This window comes from Arthrobacter sp. NyZ413 (genome assembly GCF_049390645.1).
GTDB lineage: Bacteria > Actinomycetota > Actinomycetes > Actinomycetales > Micrococcaceae > Arthrobacter.
In genome coordinates this window covers 68,957-94,051 of sequence record NZ_CP155435.1, presented here as the reverse complement: position 1 = coordinate 94,051, position 25,095 = coordinate 68,957, and the positions used below count along the sequence as shown (strand labels likewise).

18 protein-coding genes and 4 pseudogenes are annotated in these 25,095 nt (G+C 63.4%); 14 read left to right on the top strand and 8 right to left on the bottom strand.

The genetic code is table 11. From position 1 onward, the window contains the following. Positions 1–67 precede the first annotated feature (67 nt). The 5 genes and pseudogenes from ABCW42_RS21230 (at position 68) to ABCW42_RS21210 (ending at position 4,449) form a co-directional block, all read left to right on the top strand. Positions 68–1,426 (top strand): aminotransferase class III-fold pyridoxal phosphate-dependent enzyme, encoded by a 1,359-nt coding sequence (locus ABCW42_RS21230; RefSeq protein ID WP_423185142.1) that lies wholly within the window; start codon positions 68–70, stop codon positions 1,424–1,426. A 33-nt stretch (positions 1,427–1,459) separates the two neighbouring features. Continuing rightward, positions 1,460–2,704, top strand: a complete 1,245-nt coding sequence (locus ABCW42_RS21225; RefSeq protein WP_423185141.1) for a CaiB/BaiF CoA transferase family protein — start codon at positions 1,460–1,462, stop codon at positions 2,702–2,704. Further along, entirely contained in the window at positions 2,701–3,903 is a 1,203-nt protein-coding gene (locus ABCW42_RS21220; RefSeq protein ID WP_423185140.1) for an acyl-CoA dehydrogenase family protein, read from the top strand. Before ABCW42_RS21225 ends, ABCW42_RS21220 begins: the two co-directional genes overlap by 4 nt. Continuing rightward, a pseudogene (locus tag ABCW42_RS21215) lies at positions 3,900–4,118 on the top strand (betaine-aldehyde dehydrogenase); the annotation flags it as partial. The gene ABCW42_RS21220 and the pseudogene ABCW42_RS21215, both read left to right, overlap by 4 nt. 211 nt (positions 4,119–4,329) lie before the next feature. Further along, on the top strand, positions 4,330–4,449 hold the full coding sequence (locus ABCW42_RS21210) for an aldehyde dehydrogenase family protein (protein WP_423185163.1): 120 nt from the start codon (positions 4,330–4,332) through the stop codon (positions 4,447–4,449). Between the two features lie 186 nt (positions 4,450–4,635). Here ABCW42_RS21210 and istB read toward each other — a convergent pair whose 3' ends face one another. Together istB and istA are read right to left on the bottom strand one after the other, a co-directional pair. Next, positions 4,636–5,409 carry an IS21-like element helper ATPase IstB gene (gene istB, locus ABCW42_RS21205; protein ID WP_423185002.1) on the bottom strand — a complete coding sequence of 258 codons (774 nt, stop codon included), beginning with the start codon at positions 5,407–5,409 and terminating at the stop codon, positions 4,636–4,638. A gap of 27 nt (positions 5,410–5,436) precedes the next feature. Further along, a complete protein-coding gene (istA, locus tag ABCW42_RS21200) occupies positions 5,437–6,960 on the bottom strand; it encodes an IS21 family transposase (RefSeq protein ID WP_423185001.1) in 1,524 nt (507 codons plus the stop codon). 312 nt (positions 6,961–7,272) lie between these two features. Between istA and ABCW42_RS21195 the strand changes: the two genes are divergently transcribed. Together ABCW42_RS21195 and ABCW42_RS21190 are read left to right on the top strand one after the other, a co-directional pair. Beyond that, on the top strand, positions 7,273–8,379 hold the full coding sequence (locus ABCW42_RS21195) for a 3-hydroxyacyl-CoA dehydrogenase NAD-binding domain-containing protein (RefSeq protein WP_423185139.1): 1,107 nt from the start codon (positions 7,273–7,275) through the stop codon (positions 8,377–8,379). Positions 8,380–9,251: 872 nt separating this feature from the next. Further along, positions 9,252–10,457, top strand: coding sequence for an IS30 family transposase (locus ABCW42_RS21190; protein ID WP_423185162.1), 1,206 nt, complete (start codon positions 9,252–9,254; stop codon positions 10,455–10,457). Positions 10,458–10,534: 77 nt separating this feature from the next. Here the strand turns inward: ABCW42_RS21190 and ABCW42_RS21185 are convergent. Next, positions 10,535–12,071 (bottom strand): annotated as a pseudogene (locus tag ABCW42_RS21185) (IS1634 family transposase); the annotation flags it as partial. A 10-nt stretch (positions 12,072–12,081) separates the two neighbouring features. On the opposite strand from ABCW42_RS21185, the pseudogene ABCW42_RS21180 reads away from it, so the two are divergent. The 3 genes and pseudogenes from ABCW42_RS21180 to ABCW42_RS21170 form a co-directional block, all read left to right on the top strand. After that, a pseudogene (locus ABCW42_RS21180) lies at positions 12,082–12,480 on the top strand (transposase); the annotation flags it as partial. After that, a pseudogene (locus tag ABCW42_RS21175) lies at positions 12,452–13,323 on the top strand (hypothetical protein). The pseudogenes ABCW42_RS21180 and ABCW42_RS21175, both read left to right, overlap by 29 nt. A gap of 435 nt (positions 13,324–13,758) precedes the next feature. Beyond that, complete coding sequence (locus ABCW42_RS21170) at positions 13,759–14,406, top strand: hypothetical protein (RefSeq protein WP_423181296.1); 648 nt, start codon at positions 13,759–13,761, stop codon at positions 14,404–14,406. A gap of 23 nt (positions 14,407–14,429) precedes the next feature. Here the strand turns inward: ABCW42_RS21170 and ABCW42_RS21165 are convergent, their stop codons facing one another. The 3 genes from ABCW42_RS21165 to ABCW42_RS21155 all read right to left on the bottom strand — a co-directional run bounded on the left by ABCW42_RS21165 (position 14,430) and on the right by ABCW42_RS21155 (position 17,387). Continuing rightward, positions 14,430–15,770 carry a hypothetical protein gene (locus ABCW42_RS21165; RefSeq protein WP_423181295.1) on the bottom strand — a complete coding sequence of 447 codons (1,341 nt, stop codon included), beginning with the start codon at positions 15,768–15,770 and terminating at the stop codon, positions 14,430–14,432. Between the two features lie 181 nt (positions 15,771–15,951). Further along, positions 15,952–16,284: a helix-turn-helix domain-containing protein gene (locus ABCW42_RS21160; protein ID WP_028275137.1), complete on the bottom strand. Its 333-nt coding sequence runs from the start codon at positions 16,282–16,284 to the stop codon at positions 15,952–15,954. A 5-nt stretch (positions 16,285–16,289) separates the two neighbouring features. After that, positions 16,290–17,387, bottom strand: a complete 1,098-nt coding sequence (locus ABCW42_RS21155) for a tyrosine-type recombinase/integrase (protein WP_423181294.1) — start codon at positions 17,385–17,387, stop codon at positions 16,290–16,292. A gap of 357 nt (positions 17,388–17,744) precedes the next feature. On the opposite strand from ABCW42_RS21155, the gene ABCW42_RS21150 reads away from it, so the two are divergent. Continuing rightward, positions 17,745–18,137 carry a hypothetical protein gene (locus tag ABCW42_RS21150; RefSeq protein ID WP_423185138.1) on the top strand — a complete coding sequence of 131 codons (393 nt, stop codon included), beginning with the start codon at positions 17,745–17,747 and terminating at the stop codon, positions 18,135–18,137. A gap of 381 nt (positions 18,138–18,518) precedes the next feature. Next, the gene (locus ABCW42_RS21145) at positions 18,519–19,250 is read left to right on the top strand and encodes a hypothetical protein (protein WP_423185137.1); all 732 of its coding nucleotides are present in this window, start codon (positions 18,519–18,521) and stop codon (positions 19,248–19,250) included. A gap of 79 nt (positions 19,251–19,329) precedes the next feature. On the opposite strand, the gene ABCW42_RS21140 is transcribed toward ABCW42_RS21145, so the two are convergent. Together ABCW42_RS21140 and ABCW42_RS21135 are read right to left on the bottom strand one after the other, a co-directional pair. Beyond that, positions 19,330–20,430, bottom strand: coding sequence for a type IV toxin-antitoxin system AbiEi family antitoxin (locus ABCW42_RS21140; RefSeq protein WP_423185136.1), 1,101 nt, complete (start codon positions 20,428–20,430; stop codon positions 19,330–19,332). A 94-nt stretch (positions 20,431–20,524) separates the two neighbouring features. Further along, positions 20,525–21,700: an ATP-binding protein gene (locus tag ABCW42_RS21135; protein WP_423185135.1), complete on the bottom strand. Its 1,176-nt coding sequence runs from the start codon at positions 21,698–21,700 to the stop codon at positions 20,525–20,527. Between the two features lie 305 nt (positions 21,701–22,005). On the opposite strand from ABCW42_RS21135, the gene ABCW42_RS21130 reads away from it, so the two are divergent. Together ABCW42_RS21130 and ABCW42_RS21125 are read left to right on the top strand one after the other, a co-directional pair. Then, positions 22,006–23,196 carry a Fic family protein gene (locus ABCW42_RS21130; protein WP_423185134.1) on the top strand — a complete coding sequence of 397 codons (1,191 nt, stop codon included), beginning with the start codon at positions 22,006–22,008 and terminating at the stop codon, positions 23,194–23,196. Positions 23,197–23,717: 521 nt separating this feature from the next. Further along, positions 23,718–24,965, top strand: a complete 1,248-nt coding sequence (locus tag ABCW42_RS21125) for a Fic family protein (protein ID WP_423185133.1) — start codon at positions 23,718–23,720, stop codon at positions 24,963–24,965. Positions 24,966–25,095: the final 130 nt, after the last annotated feature.

Genomic DNA, 25,095 nt, shown 5'->3' with positions numbered 1-25,095 from the left:
ATGAATCATCCAAAGACAGGAGGCTGCCCCGTCCTTATCGTGGAATTCACTACATGAGGAGGACCACTTGACCGTCACACCAGAGACCGCCCCCAGCCGCGCCACGGACCCGGCCAGCGTCACTGCAACAGCCCGCCGCCTGCTCACGGAGCTCCCCGGGCCGCGCTCCCGCGAGCTGGAAGCCGAACGCCGGAAGCACGTTACAGACGCGTTCGGCATCACCATGCCGGTGTTCATCGACCACGCGCTGGATGCGCTGCTCGTGGACGTCGATGACAACCACCTGATCGACTTCGCTTCGGGAATCGCGGTGACCAGCGTGGGCGCGGCGAACCCGAAGGTAGCCAAGCGCGCTGCCGCCCAGCTTGAGCGTTTCACGCATGCCTGCTTCATGGTCACCGAATATGCGTCCTTCGTCGAAGTCTGCAGGTGGCTCAATGAGCACACCCCCGGCGACTTCGAGAAGCGGACCGCCCTGTTCACCACCGGTGCCGAGGCTGTCGAAAACGCGGTCAAGGTCGCACGGGCAGCAACCCGGCGCCCGAACATCCTCGTCTTCGATGAGGCCTACCACGGACGCACCCAGCTCACGATGGCCATGACGGCGAAGGAGAACCCGTACCGGCTCAACTTCGGACCTTTCCCGGGTTCCGTATTCCGCGGTTCGACGGCGCCCGCGCACACCTCACCGGACGGACCAGGGGAAGCCCTCGGACGGATCGAGGCCCTCCTTGCACAGAACGGACCGGAGACTTTCGCAGCGATGGTCATCGAGCCGATCCAGGGCGAGGGCGGCTTCATCGTCCAGGCTCCGGGATTCCTCACCGGGCTGCGCGAGATCGCGACACGCCACGGCATCGTCCTGGTCATCGACGAGATCCAGTCCGGCATGGGACGCACGGGCAAGCTGTTCGCTTCCGAGCACGAGGGCATTGCAGGGGACATCACGTTGACGGCGAAGGCCCTCGGCGCCGGTTTTCCGCTCTCGGCCGCTACCGGGCGGGCCGAGCTCATGAACGCCGTTCACACCGGCGGTCTCGGCGGCACCTATGCGGGCAACCCGGTAGCCTGCGAGGCCGCACTGGCGGTATTCGAGCTCCTCGAAGAGGGCACGCTCCTTCAAAATGCCGTTAGCATCGAGACAGCAGTTCGAGAGCGCTTGGAGCCCCTGATGGCCTTGGACGGCGTCGCCGATGTTCGCGGCCAAGGCGCAATGATGGCCGTCGAGTTCCGTGACAGCACCGGACCCCGGGGAGACCTTGCCACCGCTGCCGCGAAGGCGGCCAATGCCAACGGCGTCCTCACCCTCACCTGCGGCACAAACGGAAATGTGATCCGGCTGCTCCCCCCGCTCGGAATCGAGGCCGACGTCCTCGACGAGGGACTCGCCGTGCTGGAGGCATGCATTCGCTCGGCGCTCTCATAAGTGTTCGGGAGAATGATCCGGTCGAGGTCTGCCATGCGGCCTGAAGCGGAACCCCGCGCCCCTCTCGAGGGAATTCTCGTCGCGGACTTTTCCCGCGTGCTTGCCGGACCGCTTGCAACCATGACGCTGGCCGACCTCGGCGCCCGCGTCATCAAAGTGGAGCGCCCGGAAACGGGGGACGACACCCGAAATTGGGCCCCACCGTCTTCCAAAACAGGAGCAACCTATTTCGAGAGCGTCAACCGGAACAAGGAATCCGTCACTCTGGACCTGACCGACCCTGATGATCTGGAGCTTGCCCGCGAGCTCGCACGCCGCGCGGACGTGCTGGTGGAAAACTTCAAACCCGGGGGGCTCTCAAAACTCGGTCTCGGGTATGAGTCGCTGGCGGAAGAGAACCCTGGACTCGTATACGCCTCGATCTCAGGGTTCGGCTCGGCCCTCGGCCGAGATCTGCCGGGGTACGACTTCATCGTCCAGGCCCTCGGCGGCCTCATGAGCATCACCGGCGACCCCCAGGGCGACGCCTACAAGGTGGGGGTCGCCCTGGTCGACGTCCTGACAGCGAAGGACGCGACGATCGGCATCCTCGCAGCCCTCGCCGATCGGGTTGCCTCCGGGCGGGGACGCCGGATCGAGGTAAATCTTCTCTCGAGCCTCCAAGGCGCCCTCGCCAACCAGGGACAGGCCTATCTCGGAGCGGGTGTCGTGCCCAAACGGCTGGGCAACGATCACCCCTCCATCGTCCCGTACCAGCTCCTGGCTACAGGCGGCGAACAGCTAGCCGTAGCCGTCGGTAACGACGTGCAGTTTGCCAGGTTTTGCAGGGCCATTGGTAACCCCGGGCTCTCCGCAGACCCGCGCTTCAATACCAACTCGGCGCGGGTCAAGCACCGGCGCGAGCTCATCCCGCTGCTGGAGGCGGGGCTGGCCGGGGCCGGGGCCGATGAGTGGCAGGAAAATCTGGAGGCCGTGGGTGTACCGGCCGGGCGCGTAGCCACCATCGGAGAAGGCATCGCTTACGCGGAGTCATTGGGTCTGGCGCCGACCATCCAAGTGCATGATGCGGGTGGTTCAGTCATTGGACGCCAGATCCGGCATCCCATCACCTGGACGCCCGCCCTACCGCCGCGCACCCAGGCCCCGCCCGCGCTCGGGGAACACACCGAGGACGTAGTGGACTGGCTGATGCACCCGCAAAGCAAGACATGTACCGACACCCATAAAGATCCCGCCCGTACCCCTAGTCATTCAGACCCAGGAGCGACCACATCATGACCCTAGCCCCCAGCACCGTCAACACCGAGGCAGCCACCGCCGTGGACCCCTCGGACCTCATCTCATTCGATTCCCTACTCGGCAGCGAAGAGCTCGGATTGCGCGAGCGGGTCCGGAAGTACGTACGGGAGGAAATCAAACCGAACATCTCCAAGTGGTACGAGGATGGCCGGTTCCCGCTCGAAATAGTGCCTGACCTTGCCAAGCTGGGCCTGCTCGGCATGCATCTCAAGGGCTATGGTTGCGCCGGCAGAACGGCAGTTGACTACGGGCTCGCCGCCGCGGAACTTGAGGCCGGCGACTCCGGCATCCGCACCTTCGTCTCCGTTCAGGGGTCTCTCGCGATGTCTGCAATTGCGAAGCACGGCTCCGAGGAGCAAAAACAGGAGTGGCTCCCACAAATGGCGGCCGGCCAGGCGATCGGCTGCTTCGGACTCACTGAGCCAACCGCCGGCTCCGACCCTTCCTCCATGACCACGTTCGCCCGCCGCGACGGCGGAGACTGGGTCATGAACGGCACCAAGCGCTGGATCGGTCTGGCGAACGTGGCGCAGGTGGCCGTAATTTGGGCCCAGACCGACGACGGGGTTCGTGGTTTCGTGGTCCCGACGGAAACTCCCGGCTTCACGGCCACGCCCATCGAGCCGAAGCTGTCAATGCGCGCCTCGGTGCAGTGTGAAATCAATCTGCATAACGTGCGCCTCCCCGCCGACGCAGTCCTGCCAGATGTCTCCGGCCTTAGGGGCCCGTTCACCTGCCTCAATGAGGCACGATACGGCATCGCCTGGGGCACTATGGGAGCTGCACGTGACGCGTTCGAGGACGCTCTCAGCTACTCCAAGGAGCGTCTTCAGTTCGATCGGCCGCTGGCGGGGTATCAATTGACTCAGCAGAAGCTCGTGAACATGGCGCTGGAGATCAACAAAGGGTTTCTTCTGGCCCTGCACCTGGGCCGACTCAAAGATGCCGGAAAATTGCAGAACCACCAGATCAGCGTGGGCAAGCTGAACAACTGCCGCGAGGCGATCGAGATATGCCGCGAGGCACGTACGATCCTCGGCGGCAACGGGATTACTCTCGAATACTCGCCCTTGCGCCACGCTAATAACCTCGAATCAGTGCGCACCTATGAAGGCACGGATGAAGTCCATACCCTGGTCCTCGGCCAGAAACTCACGGGCGTGGGAGCCTTCCGGTGAGTGACGCGGCCCCCGCCTCGGCAGGGGCCGCGCAGCTCGGGCGCCTCATTGGCGGTGACTGTGTCACGGGCAACGGAGGTCGCCTCATCTCTCTAAACCCCGCCAATCCGGAGGAGATCGTCGCGGAGGGAGGCTCAACGGTCACTGCGGATCTCGATCGTGCTGTCCGCGCAGCGCGCGCCTCCCAGCGGACATGGAGCAAAAACCCGATTCACGAACGCGGCGCCGTCCTGTGTCGGGCGGCCACGGCTTTGGAGTCGCAGGCCGACCTTCTGGGCCTGGAACGGAACCCTCCCGTGAGGAAGGCAAGACCCTTGCCGAGGGAACCGACGAAGTGCTGCGTGCGGCTCAGATCCTGCACTACTTCGCTATCGAAGGCGACCGGATCGAGGGGAGCACTTCGCTTCGCCTCGGTGTGGGGAACGGATCCTTATTGCGCGCAAGCCGCTCGGCGTCGTCGGAATTGTCACGCCGTTCAACTTTCCAGTAGACATCCCGGCGTGGAAGATCGCGCCCGCCCTGGTGCACGGGAACTCCGCGGCGTGAGTCCGCGGGTTCAGATTCCCACGTGCCGTTCGGCGGGACTGTCGCCCGCCACGTAATTCCCCAGGGCTTTCGTCACGTTATTCCCCAGTGCCTGGTGACATGGTAATCCTTCTTCGCAGCGGCAGGTCCAGGGGGTAGGCCCGTTTTTCGTTCCGTCTTTGCCTTCTCCGATCCGCTGGAACGGGTTCAGTTGTTGGGACGGCTGCGCGCCCGGTAAGACCCCGTCTGGATGGTGATCTGGTGGGCGTTGTTCACGAGCCGGTCCAGGAGGGACTCGGCGACGACCTGGTTCGGGAACAGGGGGTACCACTGTTCGGGTGCCCGGTTGGTAGTGACGATGATCGAGCGGGCCGGGCGTTCGTTGACGATCTCGTAAAGATCATCTCCCTGGGCGGGGGTGAACTCGCGCATCGCGAAGTCGTCAAGGATCAGCAGGTCGGGTTTAGTGTAGGCACGCAGGCGCCTGGGCCAGCTCCCGTCGGCGTGCCCGCCGGCGAGATCGGCAAGGACCCGGGAGGTAGGGGCAAACCGGACGGTGTGCCCTGACCGGAGGGCCTGATGCCCGAACGCGGTAGCGATGTGGGTCTTGCCGGTGCCGACCGGGCCGCTGATGATCACGTGCTGGCCGGTGCGGACCCATTCGGTGTTGGCAAGGTCGCGGATGCGGGCGGCGGGAATGCCGGGGTCCGCGGTGAAGTCGAAGTTCTCGATCCTTCCGTCGGATTCGAACTTCGCGGCCCTCGTGCGCCGCTCCAGGGCCGCGGAGTCGCGGCGGTTGATCTCGTCCAGGCACAGAGACTGGAGGAAGTCCAGGAACCCGAGCTGGCCGTCGGCGGCCTGGGCGAGACGGTTCTCGAGGGAGTCGAGCATCCCGGACAGGCGCAGGGCTCGCAGGGACGCGGCGAGCTGGGTGCGGTCGGCACCGACAGGTCCCGGGCCGGTACTGGTCGTGATGGTCATGGTGGTCTCCTTGTTCTTCGGCCGCGGTCAGCTGGCGGTGAAGGCGCCGGGGCCGCGGAGGTAGGCCCCTGCGCCGTTGTCGCCGTTGGGTCGTACGGGCAGGACGGTGACTCCGGCGGCGAGCAGTCCCCTGACGGTTTTCAGGGTCGGGTCCCCGGCCGCTGCCGCTGCCGCGCAGGCGGTCTCCACCGCCTCGGGGCGGTGCGTGCGCACGAGCCGGATGATGCCCTGCGCGGCACGGATCCGGTGGACCAACGGTTCCTCCAGCAGGCCTTCGATGAGTGCCGCGGCGGCGGGGCCGATCAGGGACGCGTTCTCGCGGCACCATGCCGCGTCGCGGGTGAAGAACCCTGCCGCTGCCGGCGGGTAGTCGGACAGGTCGGTCTGGCGTCCCTTGACGATCCTGGGGTGGACCTTCACGATCGCCCCGTCGAGATGGAACTCGACCATCGCCGCGCTGACCCGCACGTCCAGACGGACCCCGACGAGCTGATACGGGACCGAATAGAGCACGCCCTTGACCGAGGCGTGGCAGTCCGACCCGACCGTCGCGGTGCGCCATTCGGCCGGTTCAAGCCTCCTGGCCGGCAAAGGAACCAGGGCCGGACGCTCCACGGCGGTGAAGACCTCCCAGACTGTCTGCCCGGCCAAGGCACGCGGCTTGCGGGCACCGGCGACCACCTTGCACCACCGCTCGGCCTCGGCGCGCATCTGCCCCAGCGAGGTGAAGGACCGCCCGGCCCAGAACGACCCGCGCACGTACTGGACCATCCGCTCCACGTGCGGTTTGTCCTTGGGCTTGTTACCCCGCGCAGGATCGATCAACGCCCCGTAATGCCCGGCCAACTCGGCATAGGCCAGGTTGATCCTCGGATCATAAAGATCCGGGGTGATGACACCGGTCTTGAGATTATCCGGAGTGAGCCGGCGCGGGACCCCGCCGAAAAGCTCGAACGCGGCCACATGCGCGTTCGTCCACGTCAACTGGTCCATCCGCGTCGTGGGAAAAACAAAGAGCTGCTTGGAGAACGGCAGCGTGAGCACGAACGCCCAGACCCGGTGGCCCCTGCCCGTGTCCGGATCACGCCAGTTCCCGAGCAGACCGTAGTCGACCTCGCCGAGCTCACCCGGCGCGGACAGCGGCTTGAGCACAGTCACGGCCCGTCCCGCCCGCCCGGCATCAGGCAAAGTCGCGGCCAACCACCGGTAAAACGAACGCTGCGAGGCCCTGACCCCGTACTCGTCGACCAGACGCTGGTGGACCACCGCCCCGGCAACCCCGGCCTCCAACTGCTCCCTCACCCACTCGATCCGGGCGTCAAACTCCGGCCACGTGATCTGCCGCAACCTGCCATCCACCGCCGTCGGGAACCAGCCCGCGACCAAGTCCCGCCACTCCTCGGCAGCAAGCCCCAACCCGGGAACCAACCCCTCGGCCTCGGCCGGGGCCAAGTACTTCTGCACAGTCTTCCGGTCCATGCCCAACGACACCGCGAGCTCGCTCTTCGAGCGACCAGCGTCCCAATGCATGAACAGTTCGATCAGATCCATCGCTTCCACACTCCTACGCGCCAAACCACGAACCCCGCCTCCGGCCCGACCATCGGACCCGAGGCAAGACTCTCGGACAAGGCACCAACGGTGCGTGACGTCGTCCCCATGGGAATTACGTGGCGAACCGCCGCTAAACGTGGGGAATTACGTGGCGAGAACCCACCTAAAGTGAGGAATTCCGTGGCGGACGACAGGCGGGACGAAGAAAAGCAGTTACGGGCCAAAGGAACAGGGCGGCGCGGTCAAAGAATTCTTTACACGCACGACACAAGGTCTACCTCCGCGGGTAGGTAACGGAATCAGGAACAGATGTCTCACAACACTTTTTCGAATATCGCTTCCACCACGTCAGCAACCGACGGTTGCCCCGCCTCCCCGAAAAGAATCGAAACCTTCGGTGTCGTCGGGGCCGGGCTCATGGCAAGCCAGCTCGTGCTGCTGTTCGCTGAAAGACTCCGCATCCCGGTCACTCTCAGCGACATCTCCGCCGACCGCGTTGCCGGGGCCGTCAAACGGATGCGCGAAAATCTTAACCGGCAGGAAACCAAGGGCAGGCTCCAGCCTGGTGAAGCTGCCGAAATCGCCGAACTGATTCGCGGCACCACTGATCCCGCCGAATTCAGCTCGTGCGACGCGGCCATAGAGGCAGTCTTCGAGGAACTCAAAGTCAAGCGGACTGTACTCCGGCAACTGGAGGAGTCCGTTGCCCCAGACGCCCTCCTGCTCACGAACACATCCTCACTCTCCGTCGCCTCCATGGCCCGCGGACTCAAGCACCCAGAGAGAGTGGTCGGGTTCCACTTCTTCAATCCCGTTGCCGTGCTGCCGCTGATCGAACTGATCCGGACCCCGTTCGCATCCGAATCCACTGTCTCGAGCGCATCAGACCTTGCGACTCGGCTTGGCAAGACGGCCGTATACGTGGCCGACAGTCCCGGATTCGTGGTCAACCGGATCCTCACCCGCCTATTTTGCGAAATCCTGACCGAGATCGACAAAGGCGGTGATCCGGTTGCCGTGGACAGTTCTCTCGCGCCCTGGCGCCTGCCCATGACGCCCTTAGACCTGATCGGCTACATCGGCCCTGCCGTGCAACGGCACATCTGTGACACACTGCACCGGGCCTACCCTGACCGCTTCGGCCGGTCGGCGTCTCTTGATGCCGTCGTCGCGGCCGGAATTCCCGGCTTTTTCAACGCAAGGGGCGAGGTGCCGCCCGCGGCGAGGATTCTTCCTTCTGAGCCGCACGGTGTGGACCCGAACCGGATCCGCCGGCGCGTCCGCGACGCTCTCGCCGAGGAAGCCCAACTGATGCTCGACGAGGGCGTCGTTGCGACTTCCGAGGACATCGACCGCTGCATGACTCTCGGGGCGAATTTCCCCGCAGGAGGTCTAACGCGGCTGCTCATGACATGACCGTATCTGTCCACAAAGAGGACGCGGTGCCCCTGAGTGCTGCCCGCCGTCTCGATTAACACAACCACTTCTGAGGCTTTGCATGAGAACAGATTTTGACCAGCGGCAATCAAATCCGAATGACGTAGTGATCGTGGGTGCTGTCCGCACGGCGCAGGGGAGACTCTTAGGCCGAAGTTACGTCTGTCGTGACCCGTGAAATCCCCGCCACGGGTGACTTCTAGTGGTCGTTGCAACACCCCTGATTTTCGGGAGTTGCAACGACCATGTCGTCTTCAAATCAAGAATCTTCTTTAAGGGGAAAATCGGGTCCCGTGCCCACGCCGCCACAGAAGAACACCTACAGGCGGTACTCACAGGCCGAGAAGGATGAGTTCTTCGCTGTGTTGGAGCGGCTCGAGTGTGCCGCCGCGGCGGCCCGTGAACTCGGATTCAAGGCGGCCACGTGCCGCAAATGGGCCCGGCAAGCCGGGACCCGGCTCAAGTACGGTGTGAAGGGTTCCGAGCCCCGCCGGGAGTATACGCAGGCTCAGAAGGACGGGTTCTTCACGCTCCTGGACCGCCTCGGGAACGTCTCGGCCGCGGCGTCAGAGCTGGGGCTAAGCGCCGCCGTCTGCTACGCATGGGTCCGCGAGACCGGGGCGTTGCCCAAACGGGAAAGGAAGACCACCGGGCCCAACCGGAAGCACACGCAGGCTGAGAAGGATGAGTTCTTCGCTGTGTTGGAGAAAGTCGGCAGCGTCACCGAAGCGGCCAGGCAGCTGGGCCTGAGCAAAGATACGTGTCATAACTGGGCCAGGGCTGCCGGCATCCGCAGCGTCCGCGTCACGGTGGGAAAACGGCAGGAGTTCTTCCGCTTGCGCGCAGCCGGGGTGGGCCGGCGTGAAGCAACAGCGGCAGTCGGTGTTGACCGCAAAACGGCCTACCTGTGGGACAACGGCATCGTCCAGGCCAAGGGGAAACTTGTTCACCCTGAAACCGCTGCCGTCGACTATAAACAGACGGTGAATACTGCGATCGCGGCTACCGAGGCCACCCAGGGAACGACGACTGCCTCCATCGCCCAAACGGCACTGGAGAAGGTGATCGATCCTCGCTACCTGTCGCTGCAGGACCGCGAGAGAATCCGGGACATGAAGGCTCAGGGCTGTTCCAGCAGGGCCGTGGCAGCGGCCCTGGGGCGCTCCCCGTCCTCGATCAGCCGCGAGATCTCCCGCAACAGCCACCCGGTCCTCGGATACCAGCCCTACGGCGCCCAGCGGGCCGCGGTGGCACGCCGGCCCCGGCCCAAAGTCAGTAAGCTGAACGGCAACCAGCGGCTCCGGGATTTCGTGAAAGACAAACTGCTCACCCGGTGCTCGCCCGAACAGATCTCCCACTTGCTGATCAAGGAATACCCCGATGACGAGCAGATGCGCGTGAGCCCCGAAACGATCTACCAGGCCCTCTATCTCCAGGCCCGCGGCGGGCTCAAGCGCGAGGTCAAGGACGCCCTGCGCACCGGGCGGACCCGCCGCAAAACCCGCAAGAACACGGAGGAACGCACCTCCCGGTTCCGCGACCCGATGATCAATATCTCCGAACGCCCGCCCGAGGTCGAAGACCGCGCGGTCCCGGGCCACTGGGAGGGGGATCTCATCACCGGCGCCTACAACCAGTCGGCGATCGCGACCCTCGTGGAACGCACCACACGGTACGTGATGCTCGTGCACCTGCCCACCGACCACAACGCCGAATCCGTGCGCGATGGGCTCATCAAGACCATGAGCGCCCTGCCCGCGCACCTGCGCGGCTGGCTCACCTGGGACCAGGGCGCCGAGATGGCCAAACACAAGGCCTTCAGCATCGCCACCGACATGGACGTCTACTTCTGCGATCCGGGAAGCCCCTGGCAACGCGGGTCCAACGAGAACACCAACGGGCTGCTGCGCCAATGCTTCCCCAAGGGCACCGACCTGTCCGTCTACGGTCCCGAAGACCTCGAGCACGTCGCCCAGGAACTCAACGCCCGCCCGCGCAAGACGCTCGGCTGGGATACCCCAGCCGAGCGCCTGCGTGACCTACTATTGACGAACTAAACACCATCGGTGTTGCAACGACCCCTAAAATTCGCCACGGGCGGGGATTTCACGGGTTCCGGGGGTTGTTTGTCTGGCTACTTTCCTCCGATGGTGGTCGGGATGGGCTGGCCGATGAGTTCGAAGGCCTGGCGTTGGATGGGTGTGAGTGTGGTGACGAGGTCGAATCCGGTGTTCTTTCCGGTGCCGTTGATGTGCAACCGGTTGCGGGTCAGGGTGGCGAGGTGGTCGAGCAGGGAGCGGAAGCTGTGGGCGGGTTGCCCGCCGGTGGTGGTGTGCCGGGATGCCTTGGTGTGCCCGGCGGTGGAGCGGTGGGCGGGGCCAACGGGGTTGGCCGGTTCGGGCCGGTGTTCGTCGGTGAAGGTCAGCGGTGCCCAGGCCTGGCGCAGGTGCCAGGTCAGGTAGGCGGCGAGCATGCAGATGAACACGTGCGCCCGTACCCGGGTTTCTGTGTAGTGGTGGACCGGGCGCAGGTGCAGGTCGATGGCTTTGATCGAGCGGAAGTCGCGTTCGACGTTGGCCAGGGACTTGTAGGTCGCCACGACCTTGCCGGGGTCCATCCGGGTTGCGTTGACGGGGGTGCGGATGATGTAGATCCCGTCCAGGGCCGCTTCGGCCGCGATCTGATCCTCGTTCCGTGCCCAGGTGAAGGAGGCGTCATCGATGGTGAGGATGTAGTGCTTTTCCATCTTGTATCTGCCGATGACTTTCCCGGCGCGGAGCCCGATCTTCCCGACACCGTGGATGCGGCCGGCGTCGGCGGCGGCGGTGATTTTCGCCAGTTCCGCGTCGGTGGCGGCGAGCAGTTCGCCGCGCTTGCGGGCCCGCTCCTGCGCCAGGGCGGGGTTACGGCAGGCGACGAGGCGTTCGCCGGGATAGTCCGGGTGGCTAATCTCGGCCAGGTCCGCCTGGTCGAACAGGGAGGGGTCCGTCGTCGGCGGCGAGGGCCTTGATTGCCGGTGCGCGCAGCGCGGTGACCCAGCCCAGACCGCCGAGTTCTTTGAGCTGTTCGATCCGGGCAGAGGTGATCATGCCGGGGTCCCCGACCATGACCATCTCGGCGAGCCGGTAGCGGGTTTTGAAGTCCGTCGCGAGGTCTTCGAAGGCTTTGGGGTCGGCGGTGTTCCCGGGAACGACGCGTACCGAGACCGGCCGGCCGTCGATGTCGGTGAGCAGTCCGTATTCGATCTGCGGCAGGCCCTTCTTCCCGTCGCGGGAGTATCCGCGGGCCGCCAGCGGGCATTTGTGCCCGGTGACCCGGGACGAGGACAGATCGAACAGTGCGAGCCGGTCCGGATTCGCGGCTTCGGACAGGTGCCGGGCGGCGAGCCTGGCTTCAATTCCGTCCTGCCGGCCGGCGAGCCAGTCCATCGCGGCGTAGACCTCGTCCGTGGTGGCGTCGGTGACGCCGAGGTCCTCGGCCAGGGTGCTGTCGGACCACCAGCGGGTGGTCGCCAGCTTCGACCCGGGACGGCAGACCCGAGCGATCACCAGGGCGAAGGCAATGTCGCGCATCCGCCCGGCACGCCCCAGCAGCGCGGGCATCCCGAGCGCCTTGGCCTGGGCGGCCACGGCGGCCACGTGGCCGTGGGGCAGGGACCGCACGGCCTCCAGGGACCGGATGAGCGAGCTCGTCGAGATCAGCGCCGCCGCGCCGCTGCTGGACGTGAAGGGAATCGGCCCGGTGACCGCGGCGGTCTGCCTGACCGCGTGGTCCCACCACGGCAGACTGCGGTCCGAGGCCGCGTTCGCCTCCTTGTCCGGAGTCAGCCCAATCCCTGCTTCCTCAGGCAACACGGTGCGTCACCGACTCAGCCGAGGTGGAGACAGACGCGTAAACCGTGCCCTGCACATGGCCACCGTCACCCGCATGACCCATGATCCCGAGACCCGCGCCTATGTCGAGAAACGCCGCGCCGAAGGACGCACGGACCGAGAAATCCGCCGATGCCTCAAACGCTACCTCGCCAGGCGGATCTACCGCTCACTAAACAATGCGAACACAAGACAGAATGCGGCTTGACAAACATAGAAGAATCTTCGGCTTAGGACAACTCTCAGCTCTTTCCGCCGTGGAACTCGGCGGAGCGGCAATCGCCGGCGCACTGGCCCGAGCCGGCATCTCGCCGGAGGCAGTGGAAGCCGTCCTCATGGGACAAGTGCTGCAGTCCGGTGCCGGGCACAATCCGGCGCGCCAGAGCGCCGTTGCAGCGGGGATTCCCCTCAGCGCACCGGCGGTGACAGTGAATAAGGTGTGCCTCTCCGGGCTCTCCTCCATCATCGAGGGAGCCCGGATGCTGCGCCTCGGTGATGCATCAGTGGTCGTCGCCGGCGGCCAGGAGTCCATGAGCCAGGCCCCTCGTCTCGTCGCCGGAACGCGAGTCGGAAACGCGTACGGCGCTCTCACTTTGGTGGATGCCGCGGCAAATGATGGCCTGACCGATGCTTTCGACCACGAAGCCATGGGGTGGCGACGGATCGTGCCAACGCGGCGCTTGGCATGACCAGGGAAGAGCAAGACACTCTGGCTGTCACCTCGCATCTGCGGGCCGCCGCTGCGCGCGAGTTCGGAGTATGGACCGAGGAGATCATCCCGGTGAAGGTTTTCCCACGCAAAGGTGCAGCCGTCGAGATCACCGAGGACGAGGGCATCCGGGCAGATACCTCCCTTGAAGCTCTCAGGCGGCTCCGCCCTGCGTTCTCGCCGGACGGGACGGTGACGGCAGCAAATGCGTCCTTTCTGACGGACGGTGCCGCCGCAGTTGTTCTCACCACTCGAGAAGCGGCCGAGTTTCACGGATGGCCCGTCCTAGCAGCCTTCGCCATCACTTTCAGCGACCGATTCCCGGCCGCTGAAAACTACTAAAACAAACCGCCGGATACACCGTTTATGAGATAGTCCCCGGACACCCCGGCGATCTGGATGTCCGTTCTCACCACAGTTGTCAGTCGCGACATGGACATTGACACGTTGGATGAGACAAAGAAGAACCCGGACGTTTCATCCAACTTGTCAGTTCCGAATGCGCCGACTGGTGCCCGCCAGCGATTTCGCAGCGTTTGCCCCCATGCGCGCTGACATCTTCGATGAGAATGAGGCCAAATCCCGCAGGCTGACCGATTAGTTGAGAAAACTGACAACTACGGTGAGAACGGACAGTGGATGTATTCGCAGAAAACGCGAATAGCCTCTTTACTACTGGTAACCATGCATATTCGTTTTGGTACTAATCGCAACTGACGAGACTCACCGGGAGCCTCAGTATCGTGGTTCAACGGGGCTATGCGACATACTCGGGTCATGGTTGCCCAACGAAGATCCGCTCAGTCTGCTGCCAAATGGCGCTCGGAGCATGACGTGTGGATCGACCACGCATCACTCGACCTCTCGGATGTCGAGTGGCTCTCGGGTGTCCGGCGCCTAACGCTCTGGGCAGTAAAAATCCCCGAGGGCTTCTTGTCGTCTCTGCCGCAGCTGCAGTGGTTGGACATCCGAGGGGGCTCCGGAACATCAATTGACGTGGTCAATGGCTGCTCGAACCTGACTTACCTCGCCGTCAACCAGATCCGCGGCCTGCATGACCTGTCTGCTCTGGGCGCTCAGGCAAGCCTGCGGCTGCTTAGCCTTTATGGTTTACCGCAGGTACGGTCACTGCCTTCACTCGCTGGCCTTGTCCACCTCAAGCGCTTGGAGATCGGATCGATGAAGGGTCTCTCCGGGTTTGGCCCACTCCTTGAAGCGCCGTGCCTGGAGGAATTGTTGCTTATCAGGGCAGTTGCTCTGTCGAGTACGGACCCGGCGGCAATCGCGGCCCACCCGACGATTCGGGCCTTTGAATGGTTCGCAGAAGACGTGCCCGACAAGACTTGGGTCCCTGTCGTTGATCAAGTGGGACGGCCGAAAGCGAAACCCATGGAGGCCTCGGACTGGTTCGCCCGGAATCCGTGATTGGGTCCCGTCCTGGTTCCCGATTACGGGGTGGCGTCGTGCCACTGCGGTGTCGAGGGCGCACGGGAGTATCGGGACCAGGGTTCCGCTGTTGCGGCCGCATGTTTCTGCGTGACCTGATAGCTGTAGCCGAGCATTTCGGCGACGAGCGGGGCGGGAACTTCCTTCACGAGCCCGCGGAGGGATGCGTTCCGTGCGCCCAGGAGGTCGATGCCCAGTTCCCGGAGACGCTCCATGAGAGTGTTGGGGTGGATGTGTCGCCCGGGCCGGTATCCGGGAAACAGCCATTCGCTGCCTGAGCTGCTGCCGGTGCGCATGTTGGGGCGTGCCGCCAAGTGTTCGGTGAGCAGTGACGCGAACGGCTCCGGTACTGGTGCAGGGTCGCCTTCGCCGAGAGACAGACGCAATCCGTCGGGCGTGATGATCACGTCGGTGCTTTTCATCGCGGCGATCTTCACGACTGGCTGGGCGTAGAGCAGCAGGAGAGTGGCGGCGACCCGGTAGTGCAGGGTGTCGATGTTGTCGGTGAGGCAGGCTTTGAGCATGGCGAGCCGCTGGCCCTGGGTGAGCAGTGGCACGGTCTTGGCCTGCCGGAATCCGATGACGATGTTGGTGCAGGTCCGGTTCTTGACAGCCCAGACGAAGAATGTTCGGATGGCGTGCCTGGTGGTGGGGCCGGCGGCAAGCCAGGCGTCGACGTCGGCTTGGACGCAGGAAGCAACCGCCCGCCCGTGGGTGGATTTGAGCCAGGTCAGGAATTTGATGTTTTCGGTGATTTCCTGCTTGGCATTGTGCACGGGACCGCGGGTGGGTTTCCCGTCCCCGGAGAGGCTGCGGATGCGGCGCAGGTGGTGCCAGCGGGCGAAGGATTCGACGGGCCGGCGGATCTCGGGGTCGTCGATGTCCTCGAGCTTGCTGGCGAGCCACCGTTCGAAGAGCGCGAGGTAATGGTCGCGGTTCGGGAGCAGTTTGTGGTGGGTGAGCAGGCTGCGTAGGTGTTCCACGCGCTTGCTGTTCGGTTCTCCATCCAGCGCCTCGTGGCTGAGAGGAATGTTGCCGGTGGAAATCCGTTCGAGGAGGTCTCTGACGCCGGCGTCGCGAAGCCAGCTCAGGATGCTTTCGGGGCGTTGGGCTCCGCAGAGGGCCGTGAGCAATTTCGCCGCCGCCGTCTCGGCCTCCGCACTTCTCTGTTCAATGCGGAGTAGCACTGTGAGGTCGTCCCGCAGCGAGCAGCGGGCGCAAGTGCCTTGGCGGTAGTGCTCGGTTTCCGTGCCGCAGCGCGAGCATTGGTAGTCCTGGGTGATGCCCGCGCAATCGACGCAGATGGGCTTGTTGCCATGGGCAAGGGCTCGGCCGGGGAGCATGCGGTCCGTGCCGCATCCAGGGCACGACCCGTGAGTGCGCATGGCAATCGTGAAGCAGGTCCCGCAGATCCTGCCTTCGGGCCAGCTTGCGCGGTGTTTGCCGGCCGTCCTTGAGCACCGGTCACACGTGAAGGTCCCTGCGTTGCGAGGGCGGCCCCGCACGATAGGGCGCGGCGTGATGTCAGCCGTCATCGCGGATCACGCGGGCGCGTTTGGGCCGAATGGTCTTGTTTAGGTCCACGACGTTGGCGTCGGAGGCGACCTTACGGACCTTGGCATCTGTTGCCGTGACGGTGACCAGGTCCTCGGGTCCGCAGGAGAAGATGTCGCAGAGGGCGGCGACCATCATGAGTGAAACGCGTTCCGGGCGCTGGGTGACGAGCCGGTATACCTGGGAGGCAGAGAGTTCGATGCCGCGTTCTTTTAGCAGTGGGCTCAGGTCGGTGCTGTTGTGCATTCCGCGGGCTGCCATGAGTTCGGCGAGCCGCCACCGGTAGTCGATCTCTCGTTTCATAGGGATTAGTCTTCCATTCCGCCCAGTGCGGCCCTGACGGTCGAGTCCAGGGCGCGGCGCAGGGTTTTGACCCGGAAGTCACTCGACACGGACGTGTAGAGGGCCGTGGTCGAGGCATGCTCATGCCCTGCCTGGTGCTGGACGAACAAGGCGTCCATGCCGGACTCGATCAAGTGGGTGATGTAGGAACGGCGCAGCGAGTGGATGTCCAGCCCGGGGGAGAGGCCCAGGTCTTCGCAGTACCGGTTGAAGCGGCGGTTCAACGCGGTTTCGGAAACCAGCGTGCCGCGTTCGGAAGGGAACAGGTCCAGTCCGTCCGTCATGTGGGGGCGCCCGCGTTCGAGCCAGTCGGCCACGATCTCCGTCGACCAGTCGAATACCGTCAGGACGCTGCGGCGCTTCGGGGGAGACCCCTTCATGGCCTTTCCGTACCGGACCTGAAGCACGCCGTATTTGCCGAACTCACGGGCGTGCGGATTCCTGCCGAAGTCCACCGTCTGCAGGTGGCGGACCTCATTGCGGCGCAGACCCCAGCAATAGGCCACTTTGAACAGGACCGCGTCACGGTAAGCCGGCAGCCAGCCCTTGCGGCCCAGCGAGGCGATCCGGTCGACCTCATCATCGGCCCGGTCGAAGAAGTCCTGGAGTTCCCGCTGCGTGAACGGCCGGCGCTTGGGGGAGGACTCGCCGGCTTGGGCGTGGACGGCTGTGTTCCAGTCAAAGCAGACCTGGACCGGATGAGTCCCGAAATGCTGTTCGCAGACACGGTCCCAGCCGTACTCCGGGGAAGCCACGTAGGCGCAGAACGCCCTCAGTGCGGCCTGATAGGACCGGATCGTCGATTGGGCTGCGTGCTTCAGACTGCGAAGATCCCCGAAAAATTCGTCAACATGGGCCGGCGTCCAGTGCCAGGGATACTCGTTCGTCGATTCCTGGAAGCGCGTCACGAGCCGTTCCCTCGACTCGATGGTGCCGAAGGCCAGGTTCCTGCTCAACTGCTGGTTACGCCAGCCCGTGAGCATCTGCGTGAACACATGGTCCTCGGGATGAAGGAACCGCACAGGGCCGAAATCAAGCACACGACCCGCTGCATCAACTGCCACGACAAACCCCTTCTGACATTGCATTGGATGAATGAATCATGCAATTAATGCAGAATCGGCGCAAATCCGCAGGTCAGGGCCCGTCTCGGACAATTCCTTTAGGTCGCGTTGGGTACACGCCAAACACCCGAGGCGTGGCTGAGATCGGCAGCAGAAGCGGCATTACCGCAGGTCAGGGGGCAGTTCCGGCATCCAGGCGATCCACGCAGGAAGAGATGGGGGAAAGAAAGGTGATCATGCATCAGATGCAATAATCACGGTTCAACTTGACATAATCTCCATTATCGGCGTTTTATCACCTGTGATTTAGGATGTGATTTTGCTTGTGAAATAGCCTGCTAATGGCAGTATAAGGGTATGACATCACTTGCAGGAGCCCGCGCCGGGCTGAAGGCGTACCAAGATTCCATCCGACTGCCGGAGGCCGAACTGGTCCGTGGACTTCGGGAAATCCTAGGCGCGAAGCTTGTGGCCTACATCGGTTCCGTCAAGGAAACCCGGGCCGTCCGGCAATGGGCCGACGGGGAACGGAAACCCTCCGCCGACGTGATGCACCGATTAAGGACCGCCTACCACATGGCCGCCCTGCTCGCGGAGCGTGATTCCCGGCCCGTAGTGCAGGCCTGGTTCCAGGGCATGAACCCACAGCTGGACGATGTCCCGCCGGCAAGGCTCCTGCGCGAAGGCCAACTGGACGACGTCGGCCCGCAGGTGCTGGCCGCTGCACGCTCGTTTGCGGCCGCGGGCTGACCGGTGGTTTCTGCGCACCGACCTGATCGTTGGGCCAACGCTGTTCGTCCACTACACTGAGGCCGGGAACTAGATGTAGCGGGCATCCCGATCCAAAATAAGTGAGATACGAATTCATTAGTGCCACAGCTGCGCTGAAGTGTGGACGGGACGGCCAGGGTAGTCGCCATCGTAGGTAAAGGCAGAAAAAAGGCCTGCAGGCGCGTTCGTCCTACAGACCCTTTTAATCTCGTTGATGAGCGACCTTGTCCTCACCTTCTATGCCCAAAATTCTACACGTTCGTAGCGTCGTGAACAAAACTACGCAGATAGGGTGAGGCCTCGCCGACGAGAAGCCGCCCACGGTAAGGAACACTACCGCCCTCTGGCAAGATACAGTCCATGGCAGATAGACGGCAGACCCGTGCGGCACTCATTGATTCACTCCATCGTTCTCGTTTGGAGCCATATCTCAACGTGTCATCGGGGGACGAGAAGCTGGCCCTTTCGCTGTACGGCTGGAATCTCCACCTGACCTCTGCGTTTCAGGAATTGCTTAGCGTAGTCGAAGTAGTCCTCCGCAACGCGATGGATGCCGAACTGCAGAAATGGAACAACGCTGAACTCGGAGCTTCCCAGAGCTGGCTACTGGAAGAACCTGCTGCACCGCTCAAGAGCCTAAGCCAAGGGAAGAGGTTGCAGGCCATCCAAAACGCCAACAAAGCCATGGCGAAGCGTGAGCAGGCTCACTGGCGTCACGGACAGGCGGTCACGCATGATGATGTCTTAGCGCAAATCACCTTTGGGCTATGGAAGGATCTATTGCCCAATCATAAGGACAACGCCGCCAATAACAGAGAGAACCAGAACCGCACACGAATGTGGAATGAAGCCCTCGTGCACGCGTTTCCCAATGAGGAGGACCCCGACGGAGAGACAACTTTCTGGCGGGTGTTCAGGCTTCATGGTCTACGGAACCGCGTCTCCCACATGGAGACGCTTCTGGAAGTAGATGCAGCCGAACGCGCGCGGGATGTCTTCGCACTGATCAATTCGATCAGCAGACCAGCCCACGACTGGCTGACAGGAATTAATCGAGTGCCGGCCGTCCTAAAGACCAGACCGTCGACTTGATAGGACCGTGCTCCAGTGTCGCCTTTCACATGAAAAGTGGATCGATACCCGCTGGCCGGTTTCAAGTAATGCCCAATCCTTAATGCATGCAGCAGGAATGGCGCTTTCGTCTACGCGCTGAGCGGCATACCGGGGCGGGTTTAGTTGCTGTCTGTACGAGCGGCTTTCCTGCTCGAGGTTTTTCGGTGTCATGGATGCCTCTGAGCTCCTGCGCCGCCTCACGCAGTCTGCTGTCGTTGGACGCCATGAGATCGGCGTATACCAACAGCCACGGAGCCCGTTGGCTTCCCGGGGTCTCGGGCTCTGGCGGAATCCAGAACTGTTGACGGAGGAAGATGTTGGGCCTGTCCTCGTTGCGGCGCCAGCGGTTCTTGCGGATCAGCTCCACCGGGATCTCCGTGCTGTAGAGCACGATCGACTCCGGTCGGCGCATCACCTCCGGTACGGCGGCGCCGCCGCTGACATAAACCGGCATATTAGTAGCCTGAAGTTCCGTGAAGTCACCCGAGAAGGGCTGGGCCCCGGCAGCGGCCCCCAGACCCAGTGGGTATGCGGCTGTCCATTGGTCGATAAGGCGGTCACGCTCCCGTGGCGATGCCCAGTTGCGACCATCCAGGAAACCACCCTGCCCCAAGAGACCCATCGTTGCGTGCACTTGGCCGGTAGAGACCCTTGCTGTGTGGGCAATCTCCCGGACCGTTCCCCCGAGGAGCTCTTCCCAGGACAAGATAGCGAAGACGACCTGTGAACGCTTTGTGCTGAAGAGGCTTGCTCCGCGTACAGACTTGCCCACGCCGGGCTCGGCAGCAAGATTAGGGTCGGGACGCCTTCCCCGGACGTCAATGCGCACGCGGTCGAAAACGATGAAGGCGTTTCCTGCCTGGTCGAGGAAGTTGACTCCGAGGGCTCGGAAACGCTCCGCGCTGCGCTCGGTGATGCGCGGCCCGACGGATAGGAGACGACGCGGCTCAACCAGCAGTCCCGTCGGCCTGAGCGTTCCTTCGGTCTGACTCGAGGAGTAAAGAACTCTGTATTGGGTCCGGGACGATCCGCGCGCTTCGCGCAGGGTGGCTTCAAGCGTGTCCCCGTCGCCGAGTTTGGTCAGATCTGTCGGTTCGATGAAGCTGAGGCCGTACTCTTCGAGGCGCTTGGAAAGACGTCGAGCAAGCGACTCTCTCATTGCATCACCCTGTTCATTTTTTACGCATGTTCATTCGAAATGAAAATCACGAAACAGTGAACAAGGCATTGGTGCTTGGAGCTCAGCAGAGCCTTCAATCTTGGTGGCGGGAGATGAACGCTCCCATGCCGGGTACCGTGAATTGAACATAGCCGTGCTCCGGGGCGAAGATGATGCCTTTCTCGATGAGGCGGGCGCGTTGGCTGGTCAGTGAGCTGTGGTCTTTTCCGAGACGTCCGCTGAGTTCGGCTGTTGCTGTGGGGCCTTCTCCGTCCTGGCTCATGGCGCGCAGGTAGAGCCTTTCGGCGGGGGTGGCGCGTTGCCATCGTGCGATGAAAAACCCGTGATCAAGATCGGATGTTCCCAGTTCAACGGCAAGTCTGGCATCCCCGGGAGTGATTTCCTTTTCCGAGGCGGTTTCCCAGAGCGTGCGCCCATAGGCCTGGAGGAAGTACGCGTATCCGCCCGCCGCTTGCAGGACCGTGCGCAGCGGCTCCCCTTTCAGGATGGCACCGAGGCGCTCAATCGGCACGGTCAGGGCGTCTGCTGCCGATTTGTCGTCGAGCTTGCCGATCATCCGGTAGTGGAAGAGCCGTTCGGCGTAGGAACGGCTCTCGCTGAGCCGGCCGGGAAGGGACGGCAGTCCCGCGCCGATGATGTAGAACGGCCAGCCCCGCTGTCCCGCCGCGTGCTGTGCCGTCAGCAACGCTCCGAGCAGCCCGGGATCGAGGTCCTGCATTTCATCGATCACCAACGCGAAGCCTGCCCGGGCTTTGCGCATCGATACCGAGACATCCTCGATCATCTCTTCAAGATCAATATCGAGCACGCGGGAGTCCGCCCGTCCGGCGGCGAACTTCAAGTCCGCGGTCAGCCCCTGCAGGCCAAGGGAAACGGAGATGTTCGAGATGCTACCCAGGCCTTGCGCACGCAGGTGGGACCAGGCCGGAGTCTGCCTCAGCCGCCGCGCCCCCAATTGAAGCTCGCGGGCCAGCTTCTTCCGGACCGCCTCCGCTCCCCCGTCCCCTGCCTGCGCCTCAAACTGGACCACGAGCCATCCGTTGCGGCGAGCCATTTCGGAGAACTCATTCAACAGCACAGTCTTGCCCACCCCCCGCAGACCCGTGAGCAGGATCCCCCGGTCCCCCGCGGCGTTGGCTTTCGCCCGGGCAACCAACAGGTCAAAGGCATCAATCTCCGGCTGCCGGCCAACAAGGGCCGGCGGCCTGACGCCGGAGCCAGGAGCGAAGGGATTCAGGGCTGGTTCCATTCCCCCATAATATCCAAAGCATCACAAAGCATCTCAAGTTCTGGGATAATCACATATTCTTCAGTCAGAATAACCCCCCAGGGGGTCCGCCCCGGACTCACAAGACTCACAAGGACAACGTCGCTGAGAAAGGGAGGGCGGAGTACCGCCCCTGGACGCCGGCATCACCGCTACTGGGGTGGCCACCAACGCCCTCGGCGTTGGCGCTGGCGCTGGCTAATTCATGAATAAGGGGAGCGGTATTCATGCTTGATAGCTAAAATCTGAATAAGAGCTTGCTTGTTCAGGGTTTCGGGGAGGGCGTCATGAGCGATTGGCCGAGACACGGCAGCATGATCATGCCCTGGAAATCCCAGGGCAGGCCGCCGCGTGAGGACCGCGAATTCACCGAAGTCATGGTGTCAGTGCCTCCAAGAATTGCCGAGTGCTGGTTCGAGCCGGGACGCGAGACCATCGTCGCCTTGGAAGAGGCCGCTGCCGCTGTCGCTTCACTCGATGTAACGGCCGGTTCCAGGATGGCTGCCATCAGCAGCTTTCTGCTGCGCAGCGAGGCGGTGTCCTCATCCAAAATCGAACAGGTCGACGCCGACCGGAACGACTATGCCAAAGCCATGATCGGGCTCAAGGCAAGTGACAATGCCAAGTCCATGGTTGCCGCTGCCGAAGCAGTGCAGACGATGATTGCCGACGCAGGAACGACCGGTGAGATCAGGATGGAGGCCATACTCGCAGCCCACCGTGCACTGATGAAAAACGATCCGGTCGATGCGGCCCATGCGGGCAAGATCCGGGATGTCCAGAACTGGATCGGCGGCAGTGATTACTCGCCACGCGGTGCCATCCACGTCCCGCCTCCGCCGGAGCTGGTGCCAGATCTCATGGCCGACCTGATCGCGTTTTGCAACCGGGCCGACGTTCCGATCATGGCCCAGGCAGCGATCGCCCACGCACAATTCGAATCCATCCACCCCTTCACCGATGGCAACGGCCGCATCGGCCGGGCCCTGATCGGCGCGATCTCGCGGCGCCGAAGACTTACAAAGAACACTGTCACGCCTATCGCCTCGGCCATGGTCGCTGACGTTGAGAAGTACTTCAGCCTGGTCAATAACTACCGCGACGGTGAAGCGGATGCTCTCGTCCTGTACCTGGCCCGGTCTGCCGTTCACGCGTCCGAAGCGGCGGCGGAGTCCGTCAAAGCCTTGAACGCCTTGCCGGGCATGTGGTTGGAGCTCGCCCGCCCCAGGAAGAACTCCGCGGACGAGAAGATCATCCCCTGGCTGCTGGAAAGGCCTGTCTTCGAAGCGCACAGCGCCGCCTACGTAGCCGGCGTCGAGGAGAGATCCGTCTACGGCGCCCTGGAGCGTTTGACCAAGGTCGGAGTCATCACCCAGATCACCACCTCGCAAAGGAACCGTGCCTGGGCGGCCACCGAGGTACTCGACGAGGTAGACCGGCTCAACGCTCGATTGGCGCAGGCGGAGGCCGGCAGCTGACCAACGGGGTCAGCTGCCGGCGCGCTGCGCCTCCGACTGAGGGGAGAAGGCCCGAGTTGTGTAACAGCTGGGATCGGCACACGTTCAGGGATGTCCCGTCTCGCCCAACTTGAGGCAGACGATGGCGAAATGGCGCGGGTGCCTCACCTCGGATGAAACGAAATACCGGTTCATGTCTCACTACAGTCAAGGCAAATCGGAGAGTCCGGGCAGGCTTCGGCCACTCTCACCGGCTCGCCAACCGGGTTGACAGTTTCGCCAACAATGCTGGCAAGCCACAGTTGCCTGCATTCCTGTGGCTTGCCAGCGTAGTTGGCGAATTGCCAAACGAGAAGACTCGGCACTCCTCGGCGTCTCTGAGCACACACGGGTAGGGCTGATCTGAAAACCCACCACGCTTATCTTTTCATTTAGAATGGAAGTGAAATAGTTTTGGATGAAGGATTTCACTTCCATTGGGAGGTGAGGCAGACACAGCGGCGGATTTTCGGGTCCCGCGTCATTTGGATCAGGGAGCCTTCATGGATCACCACTTGCCCTCAGAGGCACCGCCCTCTGAGTCCCCTGACCGGAGCACCGGTCCGGGGAACAATGCGTGGCCCGCTCTGGACTGGGAGAGCCTGCGTTGGGAGAACAAGGTGACGTCGGGTCCCCGCCACCTGACCGATGCGCCGTTCCTGCCTTACAAGGCCGCCCTACCGCCACGTATCGCCGGCATCCAGTACAGACCGGCAGGTGAAGTGATCGCCGCCGCCGAAGACGCGGCGTTGGCGATCCGGGACTTCGACCATGAATTCGGCAGTGACGTCGCCCCGTTCTCCGCCATCTTGCTCCGAACGGAATCTGTCTCGTCATCGCAGCTCGAGAATGTCACCGCGAACGCCCGCAGTATCGGCATGGCGGAGCTCGGTGATGATTCCAAGGTCAACGCCACCCTGGTCGTGGACAACGTGGCCGCCATGAACGCCGCCCTGGCCGCCGCCGATTCGCTGGAGATTGCCAGCGTGCTGGACATGCACCGGGCTTTGATGCGGCACGCTGATCCTGGAGGCGCGGGACAGTGGCGCAGAGAACCCGTCTGGATCGGCACTTCCAGCGCCAGCCCGATCGGCGCGGATTTCGTGGCACCGGATGCTGGACGCGTACCTGCGCTCATGGATGACCTGATGGGCTACGCGAGCCGAAACAACATACAGATCCTGACCCAAGCCGCGATCGCCCATGCGCAGTTTGAGACCATCCACCCCTTCACAGACGGCAACGGTCGCACCGGCCGGGCACTGCTTCACGCCATGCTCCGCAACAAGGGCCTGACCAGGACCGTCACCGTCCCGGTATCGGCCGGACTCTTGAACGACGTCACCGGTTACCACGACGCGCTCACCGCGTACCGGGAAGGCAACCCGGACCGCATCATCTTGCTCACGGCCGAGGCGACCTTCCGTGCCATCGACAACGGCCGGCAACTGGCCCAAGACATCGCAGCCGCGCGCGGGCGCTGGACAAACAGCATCACCGCCCGCCGCGACGCAGCGGCCTGGAAAATCGCGGAGCTGCTAACCCGCCAGCCTGTCGTCAACGCCAAACTACTGGAAGACAGACTCGGCCTGGCCCCGGCGACCATCTGGCGTCAAATGCAGGTCCTCGAAGAATCCGGCGCAGTGAAAGGATTCGACAAGTTCAAACGCGGCCGGCACTGGCGTTCCGACGAAATCCTCGCCGCGCTGGACGGTTTCGCAGCCAGATCAGACACGCGAAGCCGAAACTGACACAACCTTGAATACCCACGCACGCGTACAGCACCGGGCCGCGACCGGCTGACCGGGTCGGCAGCGTCCCTGAACACCAACCCCCGGTCGATGCGAGAACGCCTGACCCAAGGACAGATTCGCCCGGGCC